Raw genomic sequence first — 21,321 nt, forward strand, 5'->3', positions numbered from 1 at the left:
CCACCGCCCTCTGCACCATGTTGTTCTCTCTGATGCACTGGCCCTGCTCCACCACGCTCTGGACCATAAAAAAAGAAACGGGAAGCTGGAAATGGACGGCGCTTGCCGCCTTCCTTCCAGCTTCCCTGGGAATCATCTGCTGCATGGCAATTCATACGATCAGCGTATTTCTTTCATTCTTCTTATGAAAATCGTCAGAAATTCGTGAGAAAAAATTGACACATTCTATACAATTATCGTGTATACTAACACCATCAGAACAACGAAAGCTGTTTTGATAGTCATAGATTTTTTCATACTTTTCTCTCTTCAAAAAAAGATACTGCCGACGGGCAGTATCTTTTTTATTTTATTTCATAGGAAATTGCATTCCTATGAAATAAAAAACGCTCCACGAGGATCGCACTGCGGCGGATAGGAAGATATCGCTTTCGCGACCCGCCGCAGGCAGAGAATCCTGCTTTGCAGGATTCTTTCTTGTATCACATCAGAGATTTCTGAAACGGCTCAGGAACTCTTTTGTCTTCTCTTTCTGCGGGTTACCAAAGATCTCTTCGCTGGTGCCTTCCTCCTCGATAACGCCGTCGGCCATGAAAATAATATGGCTGGAAATATCTCTGGCAAAAGCCATCTCGTGGGTAACGATGAGCATGGTCATGCCTTCTTCCGCCAGAGTGCTCATGACATTTAACACCTCTCCCACCATCTGCGGATCCAGAGCGGAGGTCGGCTCATCAAAGAGCAGCACTTCCGGTTCCATGGCCAGCGCTCTGGCAATGGCTACCCTCTGTTTCTGACCGCCGGACAGCTGGCGCGGTTTGGCGTTGATAAACTGCTCCATACCTACCTTTTCCAGGAACTGCATGGCCAGATTTCTGGCTGTGGTCTTATCTTTCTTTGCCACCTTTTCCGGACCGATCATACAATTTTCCAGTACCGTCAGATTATTAAACAGGTTGAAGCTCTGGAAAACCATACCCACTTTCTCCCGGTATGCCGGAACGGACATCTTCGGATTGGTGATATCCTCTCCGTGATAGAAAATGCTTCCGCCGGTCGGGTTCTCCAGCAGGTTGATACAGCGGAGCATGGTGGACTTGCCGGAACCGGACGCTCCGATGATGGAGATGACATCTCCCTTTTTCACTGTAAAATCAATGTCCTTTAACACCTCATGGGAACCGAAGCTCTTCATCAGGTGGGAGACCTCCAGAATATTATTTGTGTTGTCCATTATAATCTCCCCTTTCCATCCTGACCGAACTGTGTTCCCACACCCATGGTGTCTACCAGTTCGTAATTATCGTCGCCATCCAGCTTCTTCTCCCACAATAACAGCAGGCGGGAGGAGATCAGCGTCATAACAAGATAAATGCACATGACGATGGTGGCTGACTCAAAGTAGGTGTAAAGTGCGCCGGATACGCTCTTATGTACAAAGAACAGATCCACAACACCAATGACGGACAGCACTGAGGAGTCCTTGATATTGATGATAAAGTTATTGCCGATCTGCGGAATAATGTTCCGGAAAGCCTGCGGAAGAATGATATGCACCATCGCCTGAAAATGTGTCATACCGATGGCTTTCGCTCCTTCCATCTGTCCCGGATCCACGGAAATGATACCGCCCCGGACAGATTCCGTCATGTAAGCTCCTGTGTTGATGGACACAACGAAAAACGCTGCCTGCCACATACCCATATGGATATTAAATACCTGGGATGCGCCGTAATAGATAAACACGGCCTGCACCATCATTGGCGTTCCACGGAAAATCTCCACGTAAGCCTTGAAAATTACTTTTACCACTCTTAACAAAATCCGTTTCAGCAGGCCGTCTCTCTTCGGATCGATCGGAATGGTCTGCACGATACCCACGGCAAAACCGATGATACATCCGATGATCGTGGAGACAATGGCAATGGCCAGCGTGGTACCGGCTCCCTGTAGAAACGACATACCGTAATTCTGGAGCAGATAAATGATTCTCTCCAGAAAGTTCATCTCGGAAATCATTGTTTCATCCTTTCTCATACATAGCATATGGGGGCAAAATCTTCTGCCCCCGATACGCAAAATCAATCATGCTTCTTATATCTTCACAAACCTCTGCTCCGCCAGTTTTACTCGGATAACGGCTGAACGGAAATAGCTTCCTGCATCATGGCGTCGTAATCGTCTGTGGTCATGGTGTCCAGCACAGAATTAATCTGGTCTAACAGTTCTGTGTTACCCTTCTGCACAGAGATACCGATGTTGATCTCCTCGTCGGAAACCTGGAAATCATCGTCAGTGCCGGAGAAATCCAGCAGCTGGAAATCCGGATAAGCTACCTGTGCAGCCATACCGGTTGGCATATCGGTAACAACCACATCCGTACGTCCGCTCTCAAGAGCCACCAGCATAGCCGGTGCGGATTCCTGAGCCGGCTGAATGTTGGCGTCCGGAATCTGCGGCAGACAAATATCATACCAGATAGTTCCCAGCTGGGAAGTACAGGTTGCTCCGGCCAGATCTGCCACGCCTTTTGCATTGGCGTAAGCGCCGTCTTTCTTCACCAGAGTAACGATGGATGCGTAATAATACGGTTCACTGAAATCTACCATCTGCAGACGTTCTGATGTGATAGACTGTCCTGCGATCACACAGTCCACACTGCCGGACTGTACCGCCGGAACCAGAGAATCCCAGTCAAGCTTTACGATCTCCAGATTATATCCCAGCGCATCGGCAATCTTCTTAGCCATCATAACGTCATAACCATAGGCATAATCTTTACTGTCCTTGATCGGCACCGCGCCGTTGGAATCATCGGACTGTGTCCAGTTGTACGGTGCATAACCACACTCCATGGCTACCGTCAGTGTTTTTTTGCCGTTATCACCTGTGGACTCTGCTGCATTGTCGCCGGATCCACCGCAGCCTGCCAGGCCGATGACCATGGTCGCTGCAAGAACTAAGCTTAATATTTTCTTCTTCATACCCATTCTCCTTCTTACGTAAAAAAATAAAAACTTCATGTTGCTTTCTATTTACATCAATGTTCCCCGGTCATATCCGGACCGGCCGGACAGACAAGGAACATACACGTCCCTATGTTACCAGATTCTTTCCCACAAAGCAAATATTTTTGCAGGATAATCGACAGAAAACTGCAAAAAAAGAGAAATTCCTTTCAGAATTTCCCCTTTGAAATGTTTCTCTTTATTAAAATAAGCTGTCATGATTCCGGTTTTATCACTTTTCTGACAAATGACCCTGGTCCGGATCCCTTTTTGTGCGCTCTAGAAGGTTACCGTAATCTCGGTTCCCTTGCCCTCTTCGCTTTCCAGAGAAATAGAAGCGTTGTGGAGCGCCACAATGTGTTTTACGATGGCAAGCCCCAGTCCGGTGCCTCCCGTCTGTTTGGAACGACTCTTATCCACCCGGTAGAAACGCTCAAACACTCTTTCCTGATGTTCCTTCGGTATGCCGATCCCCGTATCTTTTACCCTGAGAAAGGCGTGCCCCTCTCTGGCTCCCACTTCCACCAGAACATTTCCGTTCTGGTTGTTATAACGGATCGCGTTATTGCACAGATTATCAATGAGTTCCCCGATCATCTCCCGGCTGCCTGTCACGCAGGTGGAAACCCCGATGCAGGCGATGGTCACCTCATGTTTGCGGGCGTACATTTTCAGATTGTCCACGCACCGCTCCGCCAGCTCATTCAGATCAAAAGTCTCCATGATGGTATCCCTCGCCGCCCCGTTATCAAGCTCCGAGAGACGGATGGTATCAGTGATCAGCGAGAGCAGCCGTTCCACGTTCTGACGGATCTTGGCGGAAAAAGTGGCAACCTCATCCTGTCCCACCATTCCATTTTCCATCAGTTCCGCATACCCGGAAATGGCTGTCAGCGGCGTCTTCAGCTCATGGGATACATTTGCCGTGAAATCCTGCCGCATCTTGGCAGCTCCCAGGATATCCGCATGCTGTTTCCTTATGAGCTGTGCAAACGGTACCAGCTCTTTGTAGGCCGGTGTGATCGTGTAGTCATCAATGTTCACCGCCATCTCCTCGATCGGCGCAATGATGCTTCTGGTAAAAAATCTCGCCAGAATGATGCACAGGATGATCATAAACAGCATCATGCCCGCAATGGCCGGAATCATATTGTTGGCGATGCTCCAGACATTCTCCTCATCTTTGGACACCCGGAGCACAGAACCGTCAGAGAGCCGCAGCGCATAATAGTAAGTGCTCTGGTTCAGTGTCTCTGATTCCCTGACAGACTCCCCGGAGCCACTGCGAAACGCTTCCACGACCTCCGGTCTCTCCGCATGATTTTCCATTTTGTGTTCATCCGCACTGTTATCATACAATACCTTTCCGTCCTCTCCAATCCACGTGACACGCAGATAGGAGGGATCAAAGGCATACCCTGTCTGATTGTCTTCCTGAAAAATATTCGCGTCGCTCAAAGTATGCGCCACCGTCGCCAGGTCCTCTTTCACCTGCTCCCTGTACACATCATAGAAAATGCGGAACATGACCAGCATCGTGATCACGATCGCCAGCACAGATATACCGATAAATTGTAAATTAATTTTCCTTTTCATATCACTTATTCCATCACGTAGCCCACATTGCGGACAGTCTTGATATGCGCACCGTTTTCTCCGAGTTTTTTCCGGAGGGTCTTGATATGCATGTCCACAGTTCTGGACTCTCCTTCAAATTCTGTATCCCAGACACGCTGCATGATCATCTCTCTCGTCATAACGATTCCCGCATTTCTCATGAGCAGCTTCAAAAGTTCGTATTCTTTATATGTAAGTTCCACGGCCTCGTTTTTGGAATACGCCATATGGCGCTCATCATCCAGAAAAACATCACCGATGGTCAGAAATTTATTCTCCGCCTGCTCCACGGTCCGGCGCAGGACTGCCTTCACTCTCGTGATAAATTCAATGATGGAGAAAGGCTTCTTAATATAATCATCGGCCCCGATATCAAGGCCCCTGACCATATCGATCTCTGAAGTCTTTGCGGTCACCATGATGACCGGCATCTTTTTGGTGATCGGATTCTGTCTGATCTTCTTTACGATCTCATAGCCATCCTCATCCGGGAGCATCACATCAAGAATCGCCAGATCCGGCACCTTTTCTTTGATCTTTTTATAAAAATGCGCTGCATCATCAAAGGTGTATACTTTATGTCCGCTGTTTTTTAATGCAATCGCCTCGATTTCCTGAATATTCGTATCGTCTTCCACTACATAAATTATTGCCATAATCTCATCCTTCTTTTGCTGCAGGTTACGGACAACTTCGGTCGCATGCTGTCCGGCGGGCTTTTCCGCCCGCAGGCTGTTTTTATTATATCTTGTTCAAAGCCCAATGACAAGATAATAACAGAAGAAGACTGAATGACCGCAGCCACATCAGTCCCCAATAATATTTCTGTGATTTCGCCTGAATCTGCCGGCTTTCATCTGAAATCCGGAAAATTATTCGTGTTTTCCTGTGATAGAAAAAATTGCCCACTCCGCGATGTTTGTCGCATGGTCGCCGATTCTCTCAAAATACTTGGCAACCATCAGCAGGTCTGCCGCCTGGTTGGCGCAGTTGGAATCTTTCTGGATAATATCGATCAATTCCCCTTTTACCTGAACAAACAGATTGTCAATAATATCATCATGGGAAATTACTTCCTCTGCCTTATCATAATTTCTTTCCACGTAAGCTTCCAGTCCCTGGATCAGCATTACCATGGTCTCTTTTGCCATACGCTCGATGTGCGTCAGCTGCTCAATGTGAGGCAGATCAGATAACACAATGGCAAGCTCAGAAATATCTGTGGCGTGATCGCCGATTCTTTCCATGTCGGTGATCATTTTCAGAGCTGCGGAAATCACACGCAGATCTCTTGCCACCGGCTGCTGCTGAAGAAGAAGACGGAGACAGAGATTCTCGATCGTCTTTTCTTTGGCGTCGATCTCTTCGTCGGACTCCATAGCTTCATGCGCCTTGTTCACATCCTGTTTGATGAGGGCCTCAATGGCCATGCCGATGGCCTGCTCAACCAGGGTTCCCATATTGATAATTTCTTTATTCAGCTGTTCCAGCTGTTCGTCAAAATGAATACGCATAATCAACCAAACCTTCCTGTAATATAGTCCTCTGTTCTCTTATCCTTAGGCATGGAGAACAATTCTTCTGTCTTTCCGGTTTCAATGATCTCTCCCAGAAGGAAGAATACGGTCTTATCGGAAACACGGGTTGCCTGCTGCATGTTATGTGTGACCATTACGATAGTGTAATCTTTTTTCAGCTCCATGGCCAGCTCTTCGATTTTGATGGTTGAGATCGGGTCCAGGGCTGAAGTCGGCTCATCCATCAGAAGCACTTCCGGCTGAACGGCCAGCGCACGGGCAATACAAAGTCTCTGCTGCTGTCCGCCGGATAATCCCAGAGCGCTCTTTTTTAATCTGTCTTTCAACTCATCCCAGATAGCTGCTTTGCGGAGAGAATCCTCCACGATGGCATCCAGTTTTGCTTTGGAACGGATACCATGGGTTCTCGGTCCGTAAGCGATATTATCATAGACGCTCATTGGGAACGGATTCGGTTTCTGGAATACCATTCCGACTCTTTTTCTTAAAAGGTTTACATCAAGGTCTCTGTAAATATCTGTATCATCAAGGGTTACCTTACCGGTAATTTTACATCCCTCCACCAGATCATTCATTCTGTTTAATGATTTTAATAATGTAGATTTTCCGCATCCTGATGGTCCGATAAACGCCGTGATCTCATTGGCGTAGATATCCAGGTTCATATCTTTTAACGCATGAAACTGGCCGTAATATAAATCCAGACCTTCAATCGCCATTTTTGCAGTGCTCAAAGTTCCACTCCTTCCAAATTTCTACGTTATACCTTCTGAATCTTCTTCGCCAGGAATGAGGATAACGCATTTATCAAAATAACAAGTATAAGTAATACAACGGCCGTCGCGTAAGCCTGATCCACATGAAGACCTTCACTGGCCAGCACGTACATGTGTACGGCCAGGGTTCTTCCTGAGGAAAAGAGATTCTTTGGAATCGCTGCCACGGTACCCGCTGTGTACATCAATGCAGCTGTCTCGCCGACAATTCTTCCCACGGAAAGGATCACACCGGAAAGAATTCCCGGTACGGCAGACGGCAGAATGATCTTAAAGATCGTACGAAGTTTTCCGGCGCCAAGACCGAAACTTCCTTCCCGGAAGGAATCCGGAACCGCCATCAGCGCTTCCTCTGTGGTTCTTAATATAACCGGAAGGACCATGATCGCCAGTGTGCAGGCACCTGCCAGAATGGAAAATCTCCAGTGCAGGGCGGTTACAAAGAAAAGCATACCGAACAGACCATATACGATTGACGGGATACCTGTCAGTGTCTCGGCGGTAACACGCACCACCTTTACAAGTTTATTTCCTTTTTTTGCATATTCCACCAGATAAATGGCAGAACCGATTCCAAAAGGAATGGCAAAAAGGAGAGAAATAAGAGCCATAATCACTGTATTAATGATAGCCGGTACCACAGATACATTTTCTGAGGTATATGTCCATGAAAACAGATCCGCATTCAGATACGGAACACCGTTCACCAAAATATAAACTAAAAGATAGACGAGGGCAATGATCGTGATCGCCGCTGCCAGTAATACCAGAAGCATCACTATAAAAGAACCCGGAGTTCTCTTATAAGAAGCAATACGGTCTTTCAGTGTCTGACGGTTCATGGCATCAATTTTTTCCGGCACAACTTCATTTACATTTTCTTCGACATTGTCTAATACTGCCATGATTTAATTCCTTTCTCCACGCATTTTCACAACAGAAAATGCCAGGTTGATAAGAAGGACAAAGACGAAAAGCACAACACCTGTGGCAATCAGAGCCTCTCTGTGAAGTCCCTCCGCATATCCCATCTCAATAACGATGTTGGCAGTCATTGTACGGATACCCTGGAAAATACCCTGCGGCATTCTCGCCTGGTTTCCGGCTACCATGATCACCGCCATAGTTTCACCGATCGCACGTCCGACACCAAGGATGATACCCGCGAGGATACCGGATTTTGCTGCCGGTAAGATCGCGCAGAACACGCTTCTCTCATGGGTTGCTCCCAATGCCAGCGAACCTTCATAATAACTTTCCGGCACGGCCCGAATGGACGCCTCGGACTGACTGATAATGGTAGGAAGAATCATCATACCAAGGAGAATAGACGCCGCCAGAATACTGCTTCCGCTTCCGCCGAAATTATTTCTGATAAACGGTACGATAACCACCATACCAAAGAAACCGTAGACAACGGATGGAATACCTGCCAGAAGTTCCACACCCGGTTTTACCACTTTATACATTCCAGCCGGACAATACCTTGCCAGAAATACTGCTGTGAGGAGGCCGATCGGCACTCCGATAATAATTGCTCCTGCCGTTACATAAATACTGCCGAGAATCATCGGGAAAATACCATATATGTCATTTCCCGGTCTCCACTCTCTTCCTAAAAGGAAATCGGCAAAGCCGATTTCCTTCATAGCCGGAACACCATTTGCAAATAAGAATACGCAAATCAATGCGACAGCAAGGATAGAGACACAGGCGGCAAGGAGGAAGACAACTTCCATTGTTTTTTCTTTATATTTTGCCATGTGTCATTCACTCCTTAATTTATCTTACTGTGCTGCTGTTGTTGCTTCAGCTGCTGTGCTGGAAGTAATGTCTGCCCAGTCTGTGGTCTCACCTGTGAAGATGCTCTTAACCTGGTCAGATGTTAAATCTGTCACACTGTTTTCGTTGTTTACGATGACTGCGATACCATCCTGTGCGATCGTGGTAGGTGTTACGCCCTGTGCCAGCTCCTCGTCTTTGATCTCTCTGGATGCCATACCGATATCGTAGCTTCCTTCTACTGTGGAAGAAACGCCTGTTGTGCTGTCTGTTGTCTGAAGCTCAACGCTCACGTTTGGATTTGCTTCGCCGTAAGCTTCGATGATCGCTTCCATAACAGGGGATACGGAAGAAGAACCGCCCACAACGATGTTTCCTTCTGCTGCCGGATCTGCAGTATATGCTGCTGCATCTCCCACAGGAATGTATCCGTTTTCTTCAACAACTGCCTGTCCCTCGGAGCTCATGATGTAATTTGTGAAGTCTGTCACTGCCGGGTTTGTCTGTCCTTCTTTTACTACAATGTTAAAAGGTCTTACCACTTTGTATGAACCATTCTCAACGTTTTCCACAGATGCTGCGGCACCGTCGATGTTTACTGCTTTTACAGTATCATTTAAAGAACCAAGAGAAATGTATCCGATCGCATTGGTATCGTTTGCTACGGAGGACATCATAACCGCTGTGCTGTTGGTGATGCTGGCGTCTACGGTTGTCATATCAACTTTTTCTCCGCTCTCATTTTCCTGCTCGATTCCGAACAGCTCGATGAAAGCTCCTCTTGTTCCTGATCCGTCTTCTCTGGATAATACGGTGATTGCTCCACCGTTGCCTGCGCTTCCGCTGCCTGTGCTTCCGTCGCTTCCGCTGTTACCGCCGCAGCCTGCTAAACATGCTGCAGATAATGCTACTACTAATGCTGTACCTAAAAACTTTCTCATAATGAAATTTCCTTTCTTCTCTTTTAATGAAATATTTTGCTTTTTTTGTTTTTCAAAGCCTTACCTTTGCTACCCCCATAGATTATTACCCTTTTGTAAAGTCCAAAACCTGACTTATGTAAAATCTATGAAAAGTTTTTGTATAACATTTTACATTCTCTACACTTTTGTACTTTTTCTAAAACAATAACCGCTTTTTTCTTTACTTCACATTTTCCCCTGGAAATGTATCTTTATGCATAAAATCATTTTGCCCGCCCTGTTTCCCTCCGCATAAGTTTCGCAAAGATTCCTGCCATACTTTTTCTATAACGTAAAAAGAATCCGGATTTCCCATCCCCGCCGGGACGTGATCTCTCGGATTCTCATAATTTCTCAATCTGTTTGCGAAGCTTCAAAAAGCGCTTGTCAATCTCCGCAATGTCAATGGCGCAGGCCTTAAGCTCTCTGCGAAGCTTCTCCGTATCTTTCTTTTCATTTTTATAGAACAGCTGATGGTCCAGGATTGCCCAGTAATTCATGGCCACAGACCGGACCTGGATCTCCACCCGCACCGTTTCTTCATTATGAAGCACCTCTCCGATCACATGGATGCTCCGATAACCGCTGGATTTGGGATGGGAAATGTAATTTTTTACCTTGATCACTTTCAGACTTCTGATCTTGCGGATTGCCTTTGCCATCCGGTACACATCATCCTGAAACGGACACACCACCCGGATACCGGCCATATCATTCAATGTCTCCAATGCACAGTCCAGGGTAATTTCCCTGTGTTTCCTTCTCAATTTACAGGCGATGCTCTCCGGCGTCTTGATTCTCCAGCTGATATTATCCATCACCTGCCGTCCGCACTCCGCAGAAATGCGCCGGCTGACTTCATTGATCTCCGGGATGATATCCCAGATCACTTCCGCATAAACCGCTTTCAGTCCACTTTCGTTCAGCTCCTGTTCCAGCTTTCTTTTCTTCTGTTCAAAAGAGTTTTCCTTCAAAAAATGCATTCCTCCTCTCAGTTTCTGCTTCCGGCCCGGCGTCCCTTCTCCGGCGGCGGCGCCGGGCCTTTGTATGTTTTCTACTATTTTATATTCTGTGCTGTTGTTTTTTCACAAAATACCGCCGGAAACTGCCATTGGATGGATTAAGTATATACAAAAAATGTAAAATCTATTCAATATATATGGAAATTTTCCGTAAATTTTGAGCAAAGAAAATCATCGTTTTCTCCCCTTTTCTTTACCGATCAGAGCGGCTCCGAGGGCGCCTGCATAACGTCCCTTTTCCCGGGGCGTGATCTCTGCTCCCAGCTTCTCCCTGCTCCGCCAGAAGAAACAGTTCTTCCAGCGTCACGCCCAGACGGTTCGCCATCACTTCCAGAAACTTTCCAGTTCCGGCGGAACATTTATCATTCATCAGAAAATCGGTCACCGCACCATTTTCAATGACGATAACCTTCGTATCCTGACCTCCCACATCCACAATAAAGCAGTCGCCGCCAAAGAGCTCCCGGCCGCCTCTTCCGTGACAGGTGATCTCCGTGACCACCTTATCCGCATAGTCCACCGCCACCCGGCCGTAACCGGTGGCAACCACCGTGGCGTTTTCCGCCTCCACATCAATTCCCTGTTCCAACAGATATTCTTTTATTTTAAGCGCCGTCTCCTTACTGCTCCATCCTGTTGGCCAGACAAAATATAATTCTTTTTCTCCCAGCACCCAGACTTTAGAGGCTGTGGAGCCGATATCAATACCAATGTAATACATCTTTCCCCCGTCTTTTTATAACATTTCGATAAACGCAGCGATCCTTGTGGAAAGCTGTCCCACATCCGACTGGGAATAATCCGTCTCCAGACTCATATATGGAATCTTTTTCTCCCCGTTGACAAATCTCTTGATCCGGAGACTCTCCACCGCGTAGGTATGGCAGGCCTGCAATTCCATATCGATGACACCGTCCACCTGGTATTCATCGATCAGGCGATCCAGCAGTCTGATCCGGTTATCATTTGGGGTCATCACAGAACAGCCGATGTTCACATATTTTCTCGCCAGCGCCTCATATACATCCGGCAGACTCTCATCCACATTTTCTTCCATGGATTTTACGCCGCTGCAGTTCTCATAACAGACCACAACTCCGCCGTTGTCTTCCACCGCCTGCACCACTTTCATGGTGGCGCCGCCCATAGGACAGCCGGTGATGAGGATCCTCGGCTGTTTCTGCCGTGCCCCTCCCTCCGCCTTGATTTTTTCAATGAGGGCGTCCATCTGTGCCGGAATCTCCTCCCGGTTAAAATTAAAGGTGGTGCCTATCAGCGTATTCAGCAGATCCATGCCGGAAATCGGAGCCGGGTCTGCCTTCATGACGGAATACAGCCGCTTCAGAGCGCTTCTCTCCGCATTCTTCACCCGGATGCCCCGGCGGATATCCTCCTCTGTGATGGTCACGCCGAAGGTCTCTTCCAGCTTTTCTTTCATGCGGATGATCTCCTTCCGGTACATGGCGACGCCTTCCTCCGTCGGACAGTTGGGCAGTTCCATCACGTGCACCGGCTTGAACTCGCCCATATATTCATACATTTTCTTCTTTCCATCGCAGGTGGTCTCCCCCACTACCAAGTCTGAGAAGAAGAAAAATGGACATTTGTCTGTCTTCCCGAAACCGTAGCTGGATTTGATCAATGGACAGAGGTTCTTTGGCAGATCCTGTTCCGCCGCCGGAATGGTCTCATCGGATGTGGCGCACAGCGATACCACCGCCGCATCCATAGCCACCGCCAGTTCCTGCAGAAAATATGTACAAAAGATTCCGATGACCGGCTTGTCCGCGTCTTTAATCTTCTTTACATTTAAAAATGCCTGTTTCCTTCCCTCGGCAAAGTCTTCAAAAATCTCCGATTAACCGTCTAAGAAAGACTCCTGCTTTGCAGGATTCTCCGCCTGCGGCGGGTCGCTTCAGCGACATCTTCCAATCCGCCGCAGTGCGATCCTCGCGGAGCGTTTTTTATTTTATAGAAACGCAGTTTCCTATAAAATAAAAAACAGCTTCATAAATGCGATATTTTCTTATATAATAAATCTGATACTTTCATCATAATGAAGCTGATGCTTTCATTATTATGAAGCCGATGCTTGAATTATACAAAGGAACATATATTTTTGATCATATCTACATTTTATTGAAGGAAGGATTTCTTATGGACAACAAAACACAGAACACACCAACCGATAAGCAAAAGACTGATTTAACAAAGACTGATTATTTACCAGGGCAGGAAACCAACACTTCCGGCGGCTCCGCGGAGCGTCTCCGCCGTCAGATGGCTTTCTGCCTGGAAATCGACAAAGAAAAGTTCATCGGAAGGCAGACCTACTTATCCGACGGAGAACGGAAAGAAAACGATGCGGAACACGCCTGGCATATGGCCGTCATGACCCTGCTGCTCAGCGAATACTCCAATCAGGAGATCGACGTTTTAAAGACTATGGGTATGCTGCTGATTCATGATCTGGTGGAGATCTACGCCGGAGATACCTACGCCTACGATGAAGAGGGAAAGAAAACCCAGAAGGCCCGGGAGACAGCCGCCGCCGACCGTCTTTTCGGCATACTGCCGGAAGATCAGGGCAGCCGCCTGCGCTCCTGGTGGGAAGAATTCGACGAAGGGGACACGCCGGAAGCCCGGTTTGCCCGGGCCATGGATCACATCCAGCCGCTGATGCTAAACGCTTCCACCCACGGAAAAAGCTGGGAGGAACACGGCATCCGTCTGTCGCAGATCTTAAACCGCAACAAAGAAACGGACAAGGGTTCCTCCCAGCTGTGGGATTACGCCTATAATAATTTTATTCTGCCGAACCTGGCCGCCGGAAAGATCACTCCGGATGATTAATTCTCCACCGGCAGCACCTGACAGCAGGCCATGGTGGTGAGGGCGGCCCGGTGGTTCTCCGGTGTGGTGCCTGCACAGCAGGAAGGGTCCACGTAAACCGGCACTTCCGGCAGAGCCGCTTTCAGGATCAGCGCGTTGGAGACCACGCAGATATCCGTACACAGGCCGATACACTCAATCCTCCTGATCGGATGTTCCCTGTGCATGTCCTGCATCATTTCCATCAGCTCCATGGAACCAAAGGCCGGTTTTTCACAGACCGGCCAGTCATTTTCCTGCCGCATCTGTTCCAGATTCCCGGCCAGCTGCCAGCCGTCACTGCCTTTGATGCAGTGTTCCACCGGCAGCAGACGCCCCTCCTGGGTGGAAAGATAATCCGCCTCGTGGGTGTCCTTTGTGAAGATGACCTGTCCCGGCCAGTTCTTTACCTTCTCCTCCACCGCCGGCAAAATGGCCTGTGCCTCTGCAGTGCCCAAAGCACCGTCCACAAAATCCTTCTGCATGTCAATGACAATCAATACATTTTCTTTCATAAGCAACCTCCTGTCTCCAAAAACTTTACGCCGATCCGTCAGAAAACCGTCCCGTCAGATTTTCTTCAGAAATCCTTCACGAAATTTTGATTTAGAGTTCACAGTCTGTTCATATACTCTCTGTATACTATAAATCACAAAACGGAAAACGTTTTGGACTCATAAATTTTTTCATACTTTTCTCTCTTTTGTTGTGGAACCGCTGTCCCGGATCTAGTATCCCGGACGGCGGTTCTTTTTTATCCGAGGCTTGCCAGCTTTGACAACAGCACCCGCTGAAATTCCGGCAGATTTACCTGATCCAGCAGGTAAACCGACGCCGACAGAGACAAGTCCTCAGCGGCATCTCCTGTACCGACAACACCGGCGTCAGGACATTCCGCACAGATCGTTCTCCCTCGGTTTTCACCCCAGGAGCAGTCCACCTGCACTGCTGCATTTTTTCCGGAAAACAGATCCGGATCAGTGAGAAAGAGAATGGTCACCGCATCGTGGATGGCTACCATATTCTCCTCTCCTTCGTGTCTGGTGGTATTCAAATAGAAGGAAAGCATCTGGCCGCAGGCCTGTTCCACTTTCCGGTCACTTTGACAGAGTTTCTCAATCTGCGCACCGTCCAACCCGCTTTTCAAAGTCACATCCAGCCCGCACATGACGATCGGCACTCCGGCCCCAAAAACCATATGCGCCGCCTCCGGATCCGCCCAGATATTAAACTCCGCCGCCGGCGTCACATTTCCCCCCGAAGAAGAACCGCCCATGAGCACGATCTGTTCTATCCGCTGCCGCACTTCCGGAAACGTCCCAAGAAGAAGAGCGATATTGGTCAAAGGCCCCGTGGGCACCAGGGTGACCTGCTCACCGGCCGGCAGCTCCATGATGCGGGTGTACATGTAGAAGATCCCGCTCTCTGAGGCCGTCTGTTTTGTGGCCGCCGGCAATTGGCAGTCCCCAAGACCGGTGCTGCCGTGAACATCTCCGGCCGGCTCCACCGGACGCACCAGCGGACCGCGGGCGCCCCGCACCACAGGCACATCTTCCATGCCAAGAAATGACGCCAGCTTCAGCGCATTTCCGGTCACCCGGTCACTGATCTGATTGCCGGCCACTGTGGAAATACCAAGGATATTTAACTGATCCCGGCTGGCCGCCGCCATGGCAAGAGCCACGGCGTCATCAATACCCGGATCACAGTCTATCCAGATGTTTCTTTGTTTCATCGGTGCATCCCTCCATCTTTACCATACAAATCTTCATATGGATTCTCTGTTCTTATTCTATCATTTTCCGGGAAAATGTACACTGTCTCGTATTTTACGACCGTCCGAATTCCGCCAGTTCCAGCCCTTCGTTTCTCTCAAGAGTCATGCCAATGCTCCAGCTGTTGACAAACAACAGCAGCGGACGTCCTTTCAGGTCTTTAATCTTCTTCATATCGGAAGTTCCCCGGATCTTATCCAGATCGATATCCGGATTTTCAATCCAGCGGATATATTCATACGGAAGGCCTTCCATGATGATCTCCACATTATACTCGTGATTCAGGCGGTATTTGAGCACATCGAACTGCAGAGTACCCACCACGCCGACGATAATCTCTTCCATACCGGTATTGAACTCCTGGAAGATCTGGATAGCGCCCTCCTGGGCAATCTGATTGATTCCCTTGATAAACTGTTTTCTCTTCATGGTGTTGACCTGACGCACTCTGGCAAAATGCTCCGGCGCAAAGGTCGGGATGCCTTCATAGGCAAACTTTTTATCCGAAGTGGTCAGAGTGTCTCCGATGGAGAAAATACCCGGATCGAAGATACCGATGATATCTCCGGCATAGGCCTCCTCGATCATCTTACGCTCGCTGGCCATCATCTGCTGCGGCTGCGCCAGACGGACCTTTTTGCCGCCCTGAACGTGGAACGCATCCATACCCGCCACAAACTTGCCGGAACAGATACGCATGAAGGCGATACGGTCCCGGTGGGCCTTATTCATATTGGCCTGGATCTTAAAGACGAAGGCAGAAAATTCTTCTTCCTCTGCCGGATCGATGAGTCCCTGGTCGGACATTCTCGGCAGCGGCGGCGTTGTCATGGCAAGGAAATAATTTAAGAAGGTCTCCACGCCAAAGTTCATGAGGGCAGAACCGAAGAACACCGGAGACAGCCGGCCCGCGTCCACCTCGCTCTGATCAAACTCCGCGCTGGCACCGTCTAAAAGCTCAATCTCCTCGGAAAGCTGTGCCAGGGCGTCTTCCGTCACATAGGAAGTCACTTCCGGCGCATCCAAAGCCACCTCTTTCATGGTTCCCATACGGGTTCCCTTCATGGTATCCTCAAACAGGTCGATGACCTTTTTCTCCCGGTCATAGACGCCGGCAAACTGTTTGCCGGAACCGATCGGCCAGTTGACCGGACAGGTCGGGATTCCCAGCTCTTTCTCGATCTCATCCAGCAGGTCGAAGGTATCCCTAGCCTCCCGGTCCATTTTATTGATAAATGTAAAAATCGGGATATGACGCATAGCGCAGACCTTGAACAGTTTCCTGGTCTGGGCCTCCACACCCTTGGAAGCGTCGATGACCATGACGGCGGAATCCGCCGCCATCAGCGTCCGGTAAGTATCCTCGGAGAAATCCTGATGGCCCGGTGTATCCAAAATGTTGATACAGCAGCCGCCGTACTCAAACTGCAGCACCGAGGAAGTCACCGAGATACCCCTCTCCTTCTCAATATCCATCCAGTCGGACACAGCGTGCTTTGCCGTGGCCTTTCCCTTGACGGAGCCGGCCTGGTTGATGGCGCCGCCGTACAGGAGGAACTTCTCTGTCAGCGTCGTCTTTCCGGCATCCGGGTGGGAAATGATGGCAAAGGTCCGTCGTTTCTTTATTTCGTCTGTAATTGCTTTATTCATGGCAGATTTCCTTTCTTTATATACATCAAAAAAGGAACACCGTTTCCGGCGTTCCCCCTAATCGGCAGAAACAGCACATTCCTAATTATATCTGCTTTTTCTAAAAAATCAATCTATTCTGCCATTTTTCTGCTCTTCCAGTCCGATGGCCTCGTCAATCGGTATAGATACGAGGATACCGTGGGCCGGTGTGCGCAGTCCACAGGAATTGATGATGGCTGCCATCACTTCCTGTTTCTTTTCTGTTGGAACAATGATCATGACGAATTCCTGCTCATCCTGCATGGCGATGCCCAGATGCTGGCTGGCCCGCTCGGAACTCCGTCTTCTTCCTTTCATGACAGTTCCACCTCTGGCTCCGGCATCCCTGGCCACATCGATCACATCATCACTGTAGCCGCCCGCCACAGAAACCCATATCATTGTATATTTCGCTTTTTGATGTACCTCGCTCATATCCTTCCTCACCTTCTCTCTTATTTTTTCTATTGCGGCATCTCCCGCCTCTTTGTCCAGTACTTTGATCACGCAGTTCTGAAGTCCTGTCACCGGCAGGCTGACGGCGATACCTCCGCCTTTACGTTTATAGTACATATGGTCATTCATGTGGGAAAATACTTCCTGCACTTTGTCTTTCGGAAGAACAGCAAGGGTAACCAGACGGGTGGAACCTCCCAGTCCGAATATATCCATGATCTCAGAAGGAGCCGTACCCTTGCCCCGGCACTGATAAAAAATCGGCAAATGCAGCTCATCCAATATTTTTTCCAGCTTCTTCCCATCTTTCACATCCGTGACAGAAATCAGCATACGCGGGAAAAAATGTCCGCCTTCCTGTAACATACTCATTCTTTGTCCTCCTCAAACTCTACAACAATATCATCCGATAAATCTCCCGGCAATACCGGCACGGTTTTCGACTTATGCTCATAAATCACGCCCATCAGCTGCACGGCAATAAGCGGCGCCAGGGCAACCAGAGCGACAATTCCAAAGGCGTCCGTCACCACATTTCCTCCGATGGCCGTGCTGGCACCCATAGCCAGAGGCAGCAAAAAGGTTGAAGTCATGGGACCGCTGGCAACGCCGCCGGAGTCAAAGGCGATACCGACAAAGACCTTCGGCACAAACCTGCTGAGCACCAGAGCGATAATATAACCCGGAATGATCACCCAGTAGATATTGATCCCTGTCAGCACCCGCACCATGGCCAATGCCACCGCACCGGCCACGCCAATGGACAGCGCTATATTCATCATTCCCCGGGAAACCGCTCCTCCGGTGAGATCCTCCACCTGCTCGTTGAGCACCTGCACCGCCGGCTCCGCCTTTACAATATAGTAACCGATGATGATTCCAATGGGAACCAGGATCCATTTAAACGAGCTTCCTGACAAACCAGTTCCAAGAAGATTACCAACCGGGGCAAATCCAATATTTACTCCGGTCAGAAACAGGATCAGCCCCACAATGGTATAGACAAAACCGATGGCCATACGCAGCAGCTGTCTTTTTCTGTAATTCTTCGTCAATATCTGAAATACCACCAGCACGCCTATTACTGGAAGCATACTACGAATCACCTCATTTGTATAGTCCGGAAATGCTTCCACAAACTGGTAAACCACATCTCTCGTGGTAACGACCGACGTGATTTCCACCGCGGTATACACTGCCTCCGTCGGATGATAGAAGATTCCCAGCAGAAGAACCATCATGATCGGTCCGATACTGCAGAGGGCAATCAGTCCGAAACTGTCTCCCTCACCTTCTTTATCACTTCGGGCCGCAGATAAACCGATACCGACCGCCATGATAAACGGAACTGTCATGGGACCTGTGGTAACGCCGCCGGCGTCAAAGGCCACCGCAGTAAATTCAGATGGAGAAAAAAACGATAAAATAAATAACAGAACGTACAGAATCATCAGCAGTCTGGAAAGACTGACCTGAAACAAAATACGAAGCACCGCTGCGGCGAGAAAGATACCGACGCCCACAGCGACTGTCCAGATTAACACGTTATTGGGAATGGAAGCCACCTGATTGGCCAGTACCTGCAGGTCCGGCTCAGAAATCGTAATAATCGCTCCCATCAGAAAACATACCACAACAATCACAGGCAGCCGGCTTCCTTTCACCAGCTTACCGCCGACCCCCTGACCCAGCGGGGTCATTGACATTTCGGCTCCTAACTGAAAGAACCCCATGCCCACGATCAAAAGTACCGCTCCTGCCAGAAACAGGGCCAGGGTCCCGATCTCCATGGGGACCAGCGCCACGCTCAAAAATAGTACAATGATTGTTATTGGCAATACACTCGACAAAGATTCTCTGATTTTTTCTTTTAACTTTTCATTCATAACAAAAGTATGCCTTCCTCCCTTCTCTCGATTGGATGTCCGGACAACGTCCGATTCCCCGCCTTCGATTTGATGCCTTCACACACAAACATCTGCCGATGGGATGACGTCCCGCTGCACATCCAGGGGGTTTACGGGCTGCAATCATATTTATTCTACCATTTTAGTATGTTTTTTGTAAACCTTTCCTTTTCTTTTTTATTTTTGTAAATTCTTTCGAAAATTAAATAAGAAAGGCACCCGGATGATATTCCATTCCGGATGCCGCTGTCAGACTATTAATAATAGATTTCCGGCTCGTCCTCTTTCATAAATGTCTTTACACAATACGCAACCAATCCTATCACAGAGGCTCCCGCCACAATCTTTAAAAGCAATTTCATAAGACCTACCTCACTTTCTTCAAGCCACACATTACAGTTTCATCACTTCTCTATTGTATCGTGTAATCACCCAAATGTGTCTGTCGATATTTCTACGATTTAGACTATATTTTCTTACTGCTTTCGGTATTTTTGTAACAGAAAGAAAAGATTTTTTATGCTGTTTCTCTGTTTTTTATGATATGATTAAAAAAATGTTGATTATGGAGGATTATTGTGTTAAGCGCAGACAGACAGAGAATTATTTTAGATCAGCTATATGAGAAAGGTTCCGTCAAAGTATCTGAACTGAGTCAGGAACTAGGAGTCCATGAGGAAACCATCCGCCGGGACTTAAAGGCCCTGGCGCAGAAATGGGACATCGATATCGTCTACGGCGGCGCCATCCTGAAACACCAGATTACCACTCCAGCGGTGCCGGAGATCAACATGCAGATCAAGCGCAGCAAAAACTACGAAGAAAAACAGCTGGTAGCCAAAAAAGCCGCCGCCCTCATCGAGCCCGGCGAGACCATCGGATTAAATTCCGGCAGCACTGTGGAATACATCCTCGATTATATCGAAGACAAAAAACCACTGAACATCATTACCTTAAATGTACACATCGCCTCCAAAGCACTACTTCTGGACGGCGTGGACGTCTACATCCCCGGCGGCAAACTCCGTTCCAAATCCGGTTCCGTCATCGGTACCGAGGCAGCGGATTTCATCCGCTCCTTCACCATTGACAAATGTTTCTGCGGCGTTTCCGCCGTCAATTTGAGCAAAGGCATCTGCCACCCGAACTTCGAGGAAATCGCCGGCAACAAGGCCATGGTCGCCGCCTCCCGGCAGCGCTACATCGTCTCCGATTCCAGCAAGATGAACCAGAACGCCCCTTTCAAGATGATCGACCTCTCCGATGTGGGCGGCTTCATCGTGGACACTCATTTTCCTGAAGAATATCGGGAATATATGGAGCTTCACGGGATAGCGGTGATTTAAAACTGCCCGTCTTCCTGTGCAGGCTCCACCTGATTGGCGGTCAGCACCTTCCGAACCCCTTCCTGCACTTTAAAATAATCTTCGAGAAGAGAATCCAGGTACTCGCTGCCCGCCTTCTCCAGATGATAATAGACCCTCGTCAGCCGTTTTCCCACCAGCTTCTTATAATCACTCACATATCCTTTGTCAGACAGCTTATAAAGAATCGGGTACAACGCCCCTTCTGTCACAGTGATGGCTCCCTCCGACTGTTCCTTGATCTTCTGGGTGATCTGATATCCATAACAATCTTCCACCCGGAGAATCGATAATAGTAATAATTCAATTGTTCCTTTTTTAAATGAATTCCTATTTGCCATGTATATATATCCTTCCGTCATTTACTTTATAGCACCTATGCGGGAAAATCAATATTTTTTTATTACAGGCAATCCCGCCAGAATTCCTATACCATAATTTTTCTCCGGGCAGAATGCAGATTCCCAACCTGAACCACATCCGGGCTGACAGAAACATAGCAACAAGATATGGAACAATCATGACAATTTACCGGAAGCACTGCAATGAAGGGTGACGGTTTTGGTCTTACT

The 21,321-nt window shown here is 48.4% G+C and carries 20 protein-coding genes and 2 pseudogenes; 3 read left to right on the plus strand and 19 right to left on the minus strand.

Annotated features, from left to right (window positions below):
- Positions 1-188 (plus strand): annotated as a pseudogene (locus tag B5E53_RS19865) (hypothetical protein); the annotation flags it as partial.
- Between the two features lie 299 nt (positions 189-487).
- Here the strand turns inward: B5E53_RS19865 and B5E53_RS17115 are convergent.
- The 13 genes and pseudogenes from B5E53_RS17115 to B5E53_RS17175 form a co-directional block, all read right to left on the minus strand.
- Complete coding sequence (locus B5E53_RS17115) at positions 488-1,234, minus strand: amino acid ABC transporter ATP-binding protein (protein ID WP_087317217.1); 747 nt, start codon at positions 1,232-1,234, stop codon at positions 488-490.
- Positions 1,234-2,037, minus strand: coding sequence for an amino acid ABC transporter permease (locus B5E53_RS17120; protein ID WP_242963809.1), 804 nt, complete (start codon positions 2,035-2,037; stop codon positions 1,234-1,236). The genes B5E53_RS17115 and B5E53_RS17120 overlap by 1 nt, the downstream gene beginning before the upstream one ends.
- Before the next feature lie 89 nt (positions 2,038-2,126).
- Positions 2,127-2,984, minus strand: coding sequence for a transporter substrate-binding domain-containing protein (locus B5E53_RS17125; protein ID WP_343215679.1), 858 nt, complete (start codon positions 2,982-2,984; stop codon positions 2,127-2,129).
- Between the two features lie 303 nt (positions 2,985-3,287).
- Positions 3,288-4,604: an ATP-binding protein gene (locus tag B5E53_RS17130; RefSeq protein WP_087317221.1), complete on the minus strand. Its 1,317-nt coding sequence runs from the start codon at positions 4,602-4,604 to the stop codon at positions 3,288-3,290.
- A 5-nt stretch (positions 4,605-4,609) separates the two neighbouring features.
- Positions 4,610-5,281, minus strand: a complete 672-nt coding sequence (locus B5E53_RS17135) for a response regulator transcription factor (protein ID WP_087317223.1) — start codon at positions 5,279-5,281, stop codon at positions 4,610-4,612.
- A 216-nt stretch (positions 5,282-5,497) separates the two neighbouring features.
- The gene (phoU, locus tag B5E53_RS17140) at positions 5,498-6,139 is read right to left on the minus strand and encodes a phosphate signaling complex protein PhoU (protein ID WP_087317225.1); all 642 of its coding nucleotides are present in this window, start codon (positions 6,137-6,139) and stop codon (positions 5,498-5,500) included.
- A gap of 2 nt (positions 6,140-6,141) precedes the next feature.
- The gene (gene pstB, locus B5E53_RS17145; protein WP_087317253.1) at positions 6,142-6,882 is read right to left on the minus strand and encodes a phosphate ABC transporter ATP-binding protein PstB; all 741 of its coding nucleotides are present in this window, start codon (positions 6,880-6,882) and stop codon (positions 6,142-6,144) included.
- Between the two features lie 41 nt (positions 6,883-6,923).
- A complete protein-coding gene (pstA, locus tag B5E53_RS17150) occupies positions 6,924-7,781 on the minus strand; it encodes a phosphate ABC transporter permease PstA (RefSeq protein ID WP_242963810.1) in 858 nt (285 codons plus the stop codon).
- A 66-nt stretch (positions 7,782-7,847) separates the two neighbouring features.
- Positions 7,848-8,702, minus strand: a complete 855-nt coding sequence (gene pstC, locus B5E53_RS17155) for a phosphate ABC transporter permease subunit PstC (RefSeq protein ID WP_087317229.1) — start codon at positions 8,700-8,702, stop codon at positions 7,848-7,850.
- A 24-nt stretch (positions 8,703-8,726) separates the two neighbouring features.
- Complete coding sequence (locus B5E53_RS17160; RefSeq protein ID WP_087317231.1) at positions 8,727-9,662, minus strand: substrate-binding domain-containing protein; 936 nt, start codon at positions 9,660-9,662, stop codon at positions 8,727-8,729.
- Positions 9,663-10,027: 365 nt separating this feature from the next.
- Entirely contained in the window at positions 10,028-10,657 is a 630-nt protein-coding gene (locus B5E53_RS17165) for a GTP pyrophosphokinase (RefSeq protein ID WP_162611961.1), read from the minus strand.
- Positions 10,658-10,970: 313 nt separating this feature from the next.
- Positions 10,971-11,426, minus strand: a pseudogene (locus B5E53_RS17170) (acyl-CoA dehydratase activase); the annotation flags it as partial.
- A 15-nt stretch (positions 11,427-11,441) separates the two neighbouring features.
- The gene (locus B5E53_RS17175; protein ID WP_087317237.1) at positions 11,442-12,557 is read right to left on the minus strand and encodes a double-cubane-cluster-containing anaerobic reductase; all 1,116 of its coding nucleotides are present in this window, start codon (positions 12,555-12,557) and stop codon (positions 11,442-11,444) included.
- Positions 12,558-12,862: 305 nt separating this feature from the next.
- On the opposite strand from B5E53_RS17175, the gene B5E53_RS17180 reads away from it, so the two are divergent.
- Positions 12,863-13,558, plus strand: coding sequence for an HD domain-containing protein (locus tag B5E53_RS17180; RefSeq protein WP_343215680.1), 696 nt, complete (start codon positions 12,863-12,865; stop codon positions 13,556-13,558).
- Here B5E53_RS17180 and B5E53_RS17185 read toward each other — a convergent pair.
- The 5 genes from B5E53_RS17185 to B5E53_RS17205 all read right to left on the minus strand — a co-directional run bounded on the left by B5E53_RS17185 (position 13,555) and on the right by B5E53_RS17205 (position 19,364).
- Positions 13,555-14,091, minus strand: a complete 537-nt coding sequence (locus tag B5E53_RS17185; protein ID WP_087317239.1) for an isochorismatase family cysteine hydrolase — start codon at positions 14,089-14,091, stop codon at positions 13,555-13,557. The genes B5E53_RS17180 and B5E53_RS17185 overlap by 4 nt on opposite strands.
- 239 nt (positions 14,092-14,330) lie before the next feature.
- Entirely contained in the window at positions 14,331-15,311 is a 981-nt protein-coding gene (locus B5E53_RS17190) for a nucleoside hydrolase (RefSeq protein WP_087317241.1), read from the minus strand.
- A gap of 94 nt (positions 15,312-15,405) precedes the next feature.
- Positions 15,406-17,001, minus strand: a complete 1,596-nt coding sequence (locus tag B5E53_RS17195; protein WP_087317243.1) for a peptide chain release factor 3 — start codon at positions 16,999-17,001, stop codon at positions 15,406-15,408.
- 108 nt (positions 17,002-17,109) lie between these two features.
- Positions 17,110-17,850, minus strand: a complete 741-nt coding sequence (locus B5E53_RS17200; RefSeq protein ID WP_087317245.1) for a hypothetical protein — start codon at positions 17,848-17,850, stop codon at positions 17,110-17,112.
- On the minus strand, positions 17,847-19,364 hold the full coding sequence (locus B5E53_RS17205) for a DUF1538 domain-containing protein (protein WP_087317247.1): 1,518 nt from the start codon (positions 19,362-19,364) through the stop codon (positions 17,847-17,849). The genes B5E53_RS17200 and B5E53_RS17205 overlap by 4 nt, the downstream gene beginning before the upstream one ends.
- Positions 19,365-19,963: 599 nt before the next feature.
- Here B5E53_RS17205 and B5E53_RS17210 point away from each other — a divergent pair.
- Positions 19,964-20,731, plus strand: coding sequence for a DeoR/GlpR family DNA-binding transcription regulator (locus B5E53_RS17210; protein WP_087317249.1), 768 nt, complete (start codon positions 19,964-19,966; stop codon positions 20,729-20,731).
- Here B5E53_RS17210 and B5E53_RS17215 read toward each other — a convergent pair.
- Entirely contained in the window at positions 20,728-21,090 is a 363-nt protein-coding gene (locus B5E53_RS17215; RefSeq protein ID WP_087317258.1) for a PadR family transcriptional regulator, read from the minus strand. The two genes, B5E53_RS17210 and B5E53_RS17215, sit on opposite strands and share 4 nt — an antisense overlap.
- Positions 21,091-21,321: the final 231 nt, after the last annotated feature.

Source organism: Eubacterium sp. An11 (assembly GCF_002161065.1).
GTDB lineage: Bacteria > Bacillota > Clostridia > Lachnospirales > Lachnospiraceae > Anaerobutyricum > Anaerobutyricum faecale.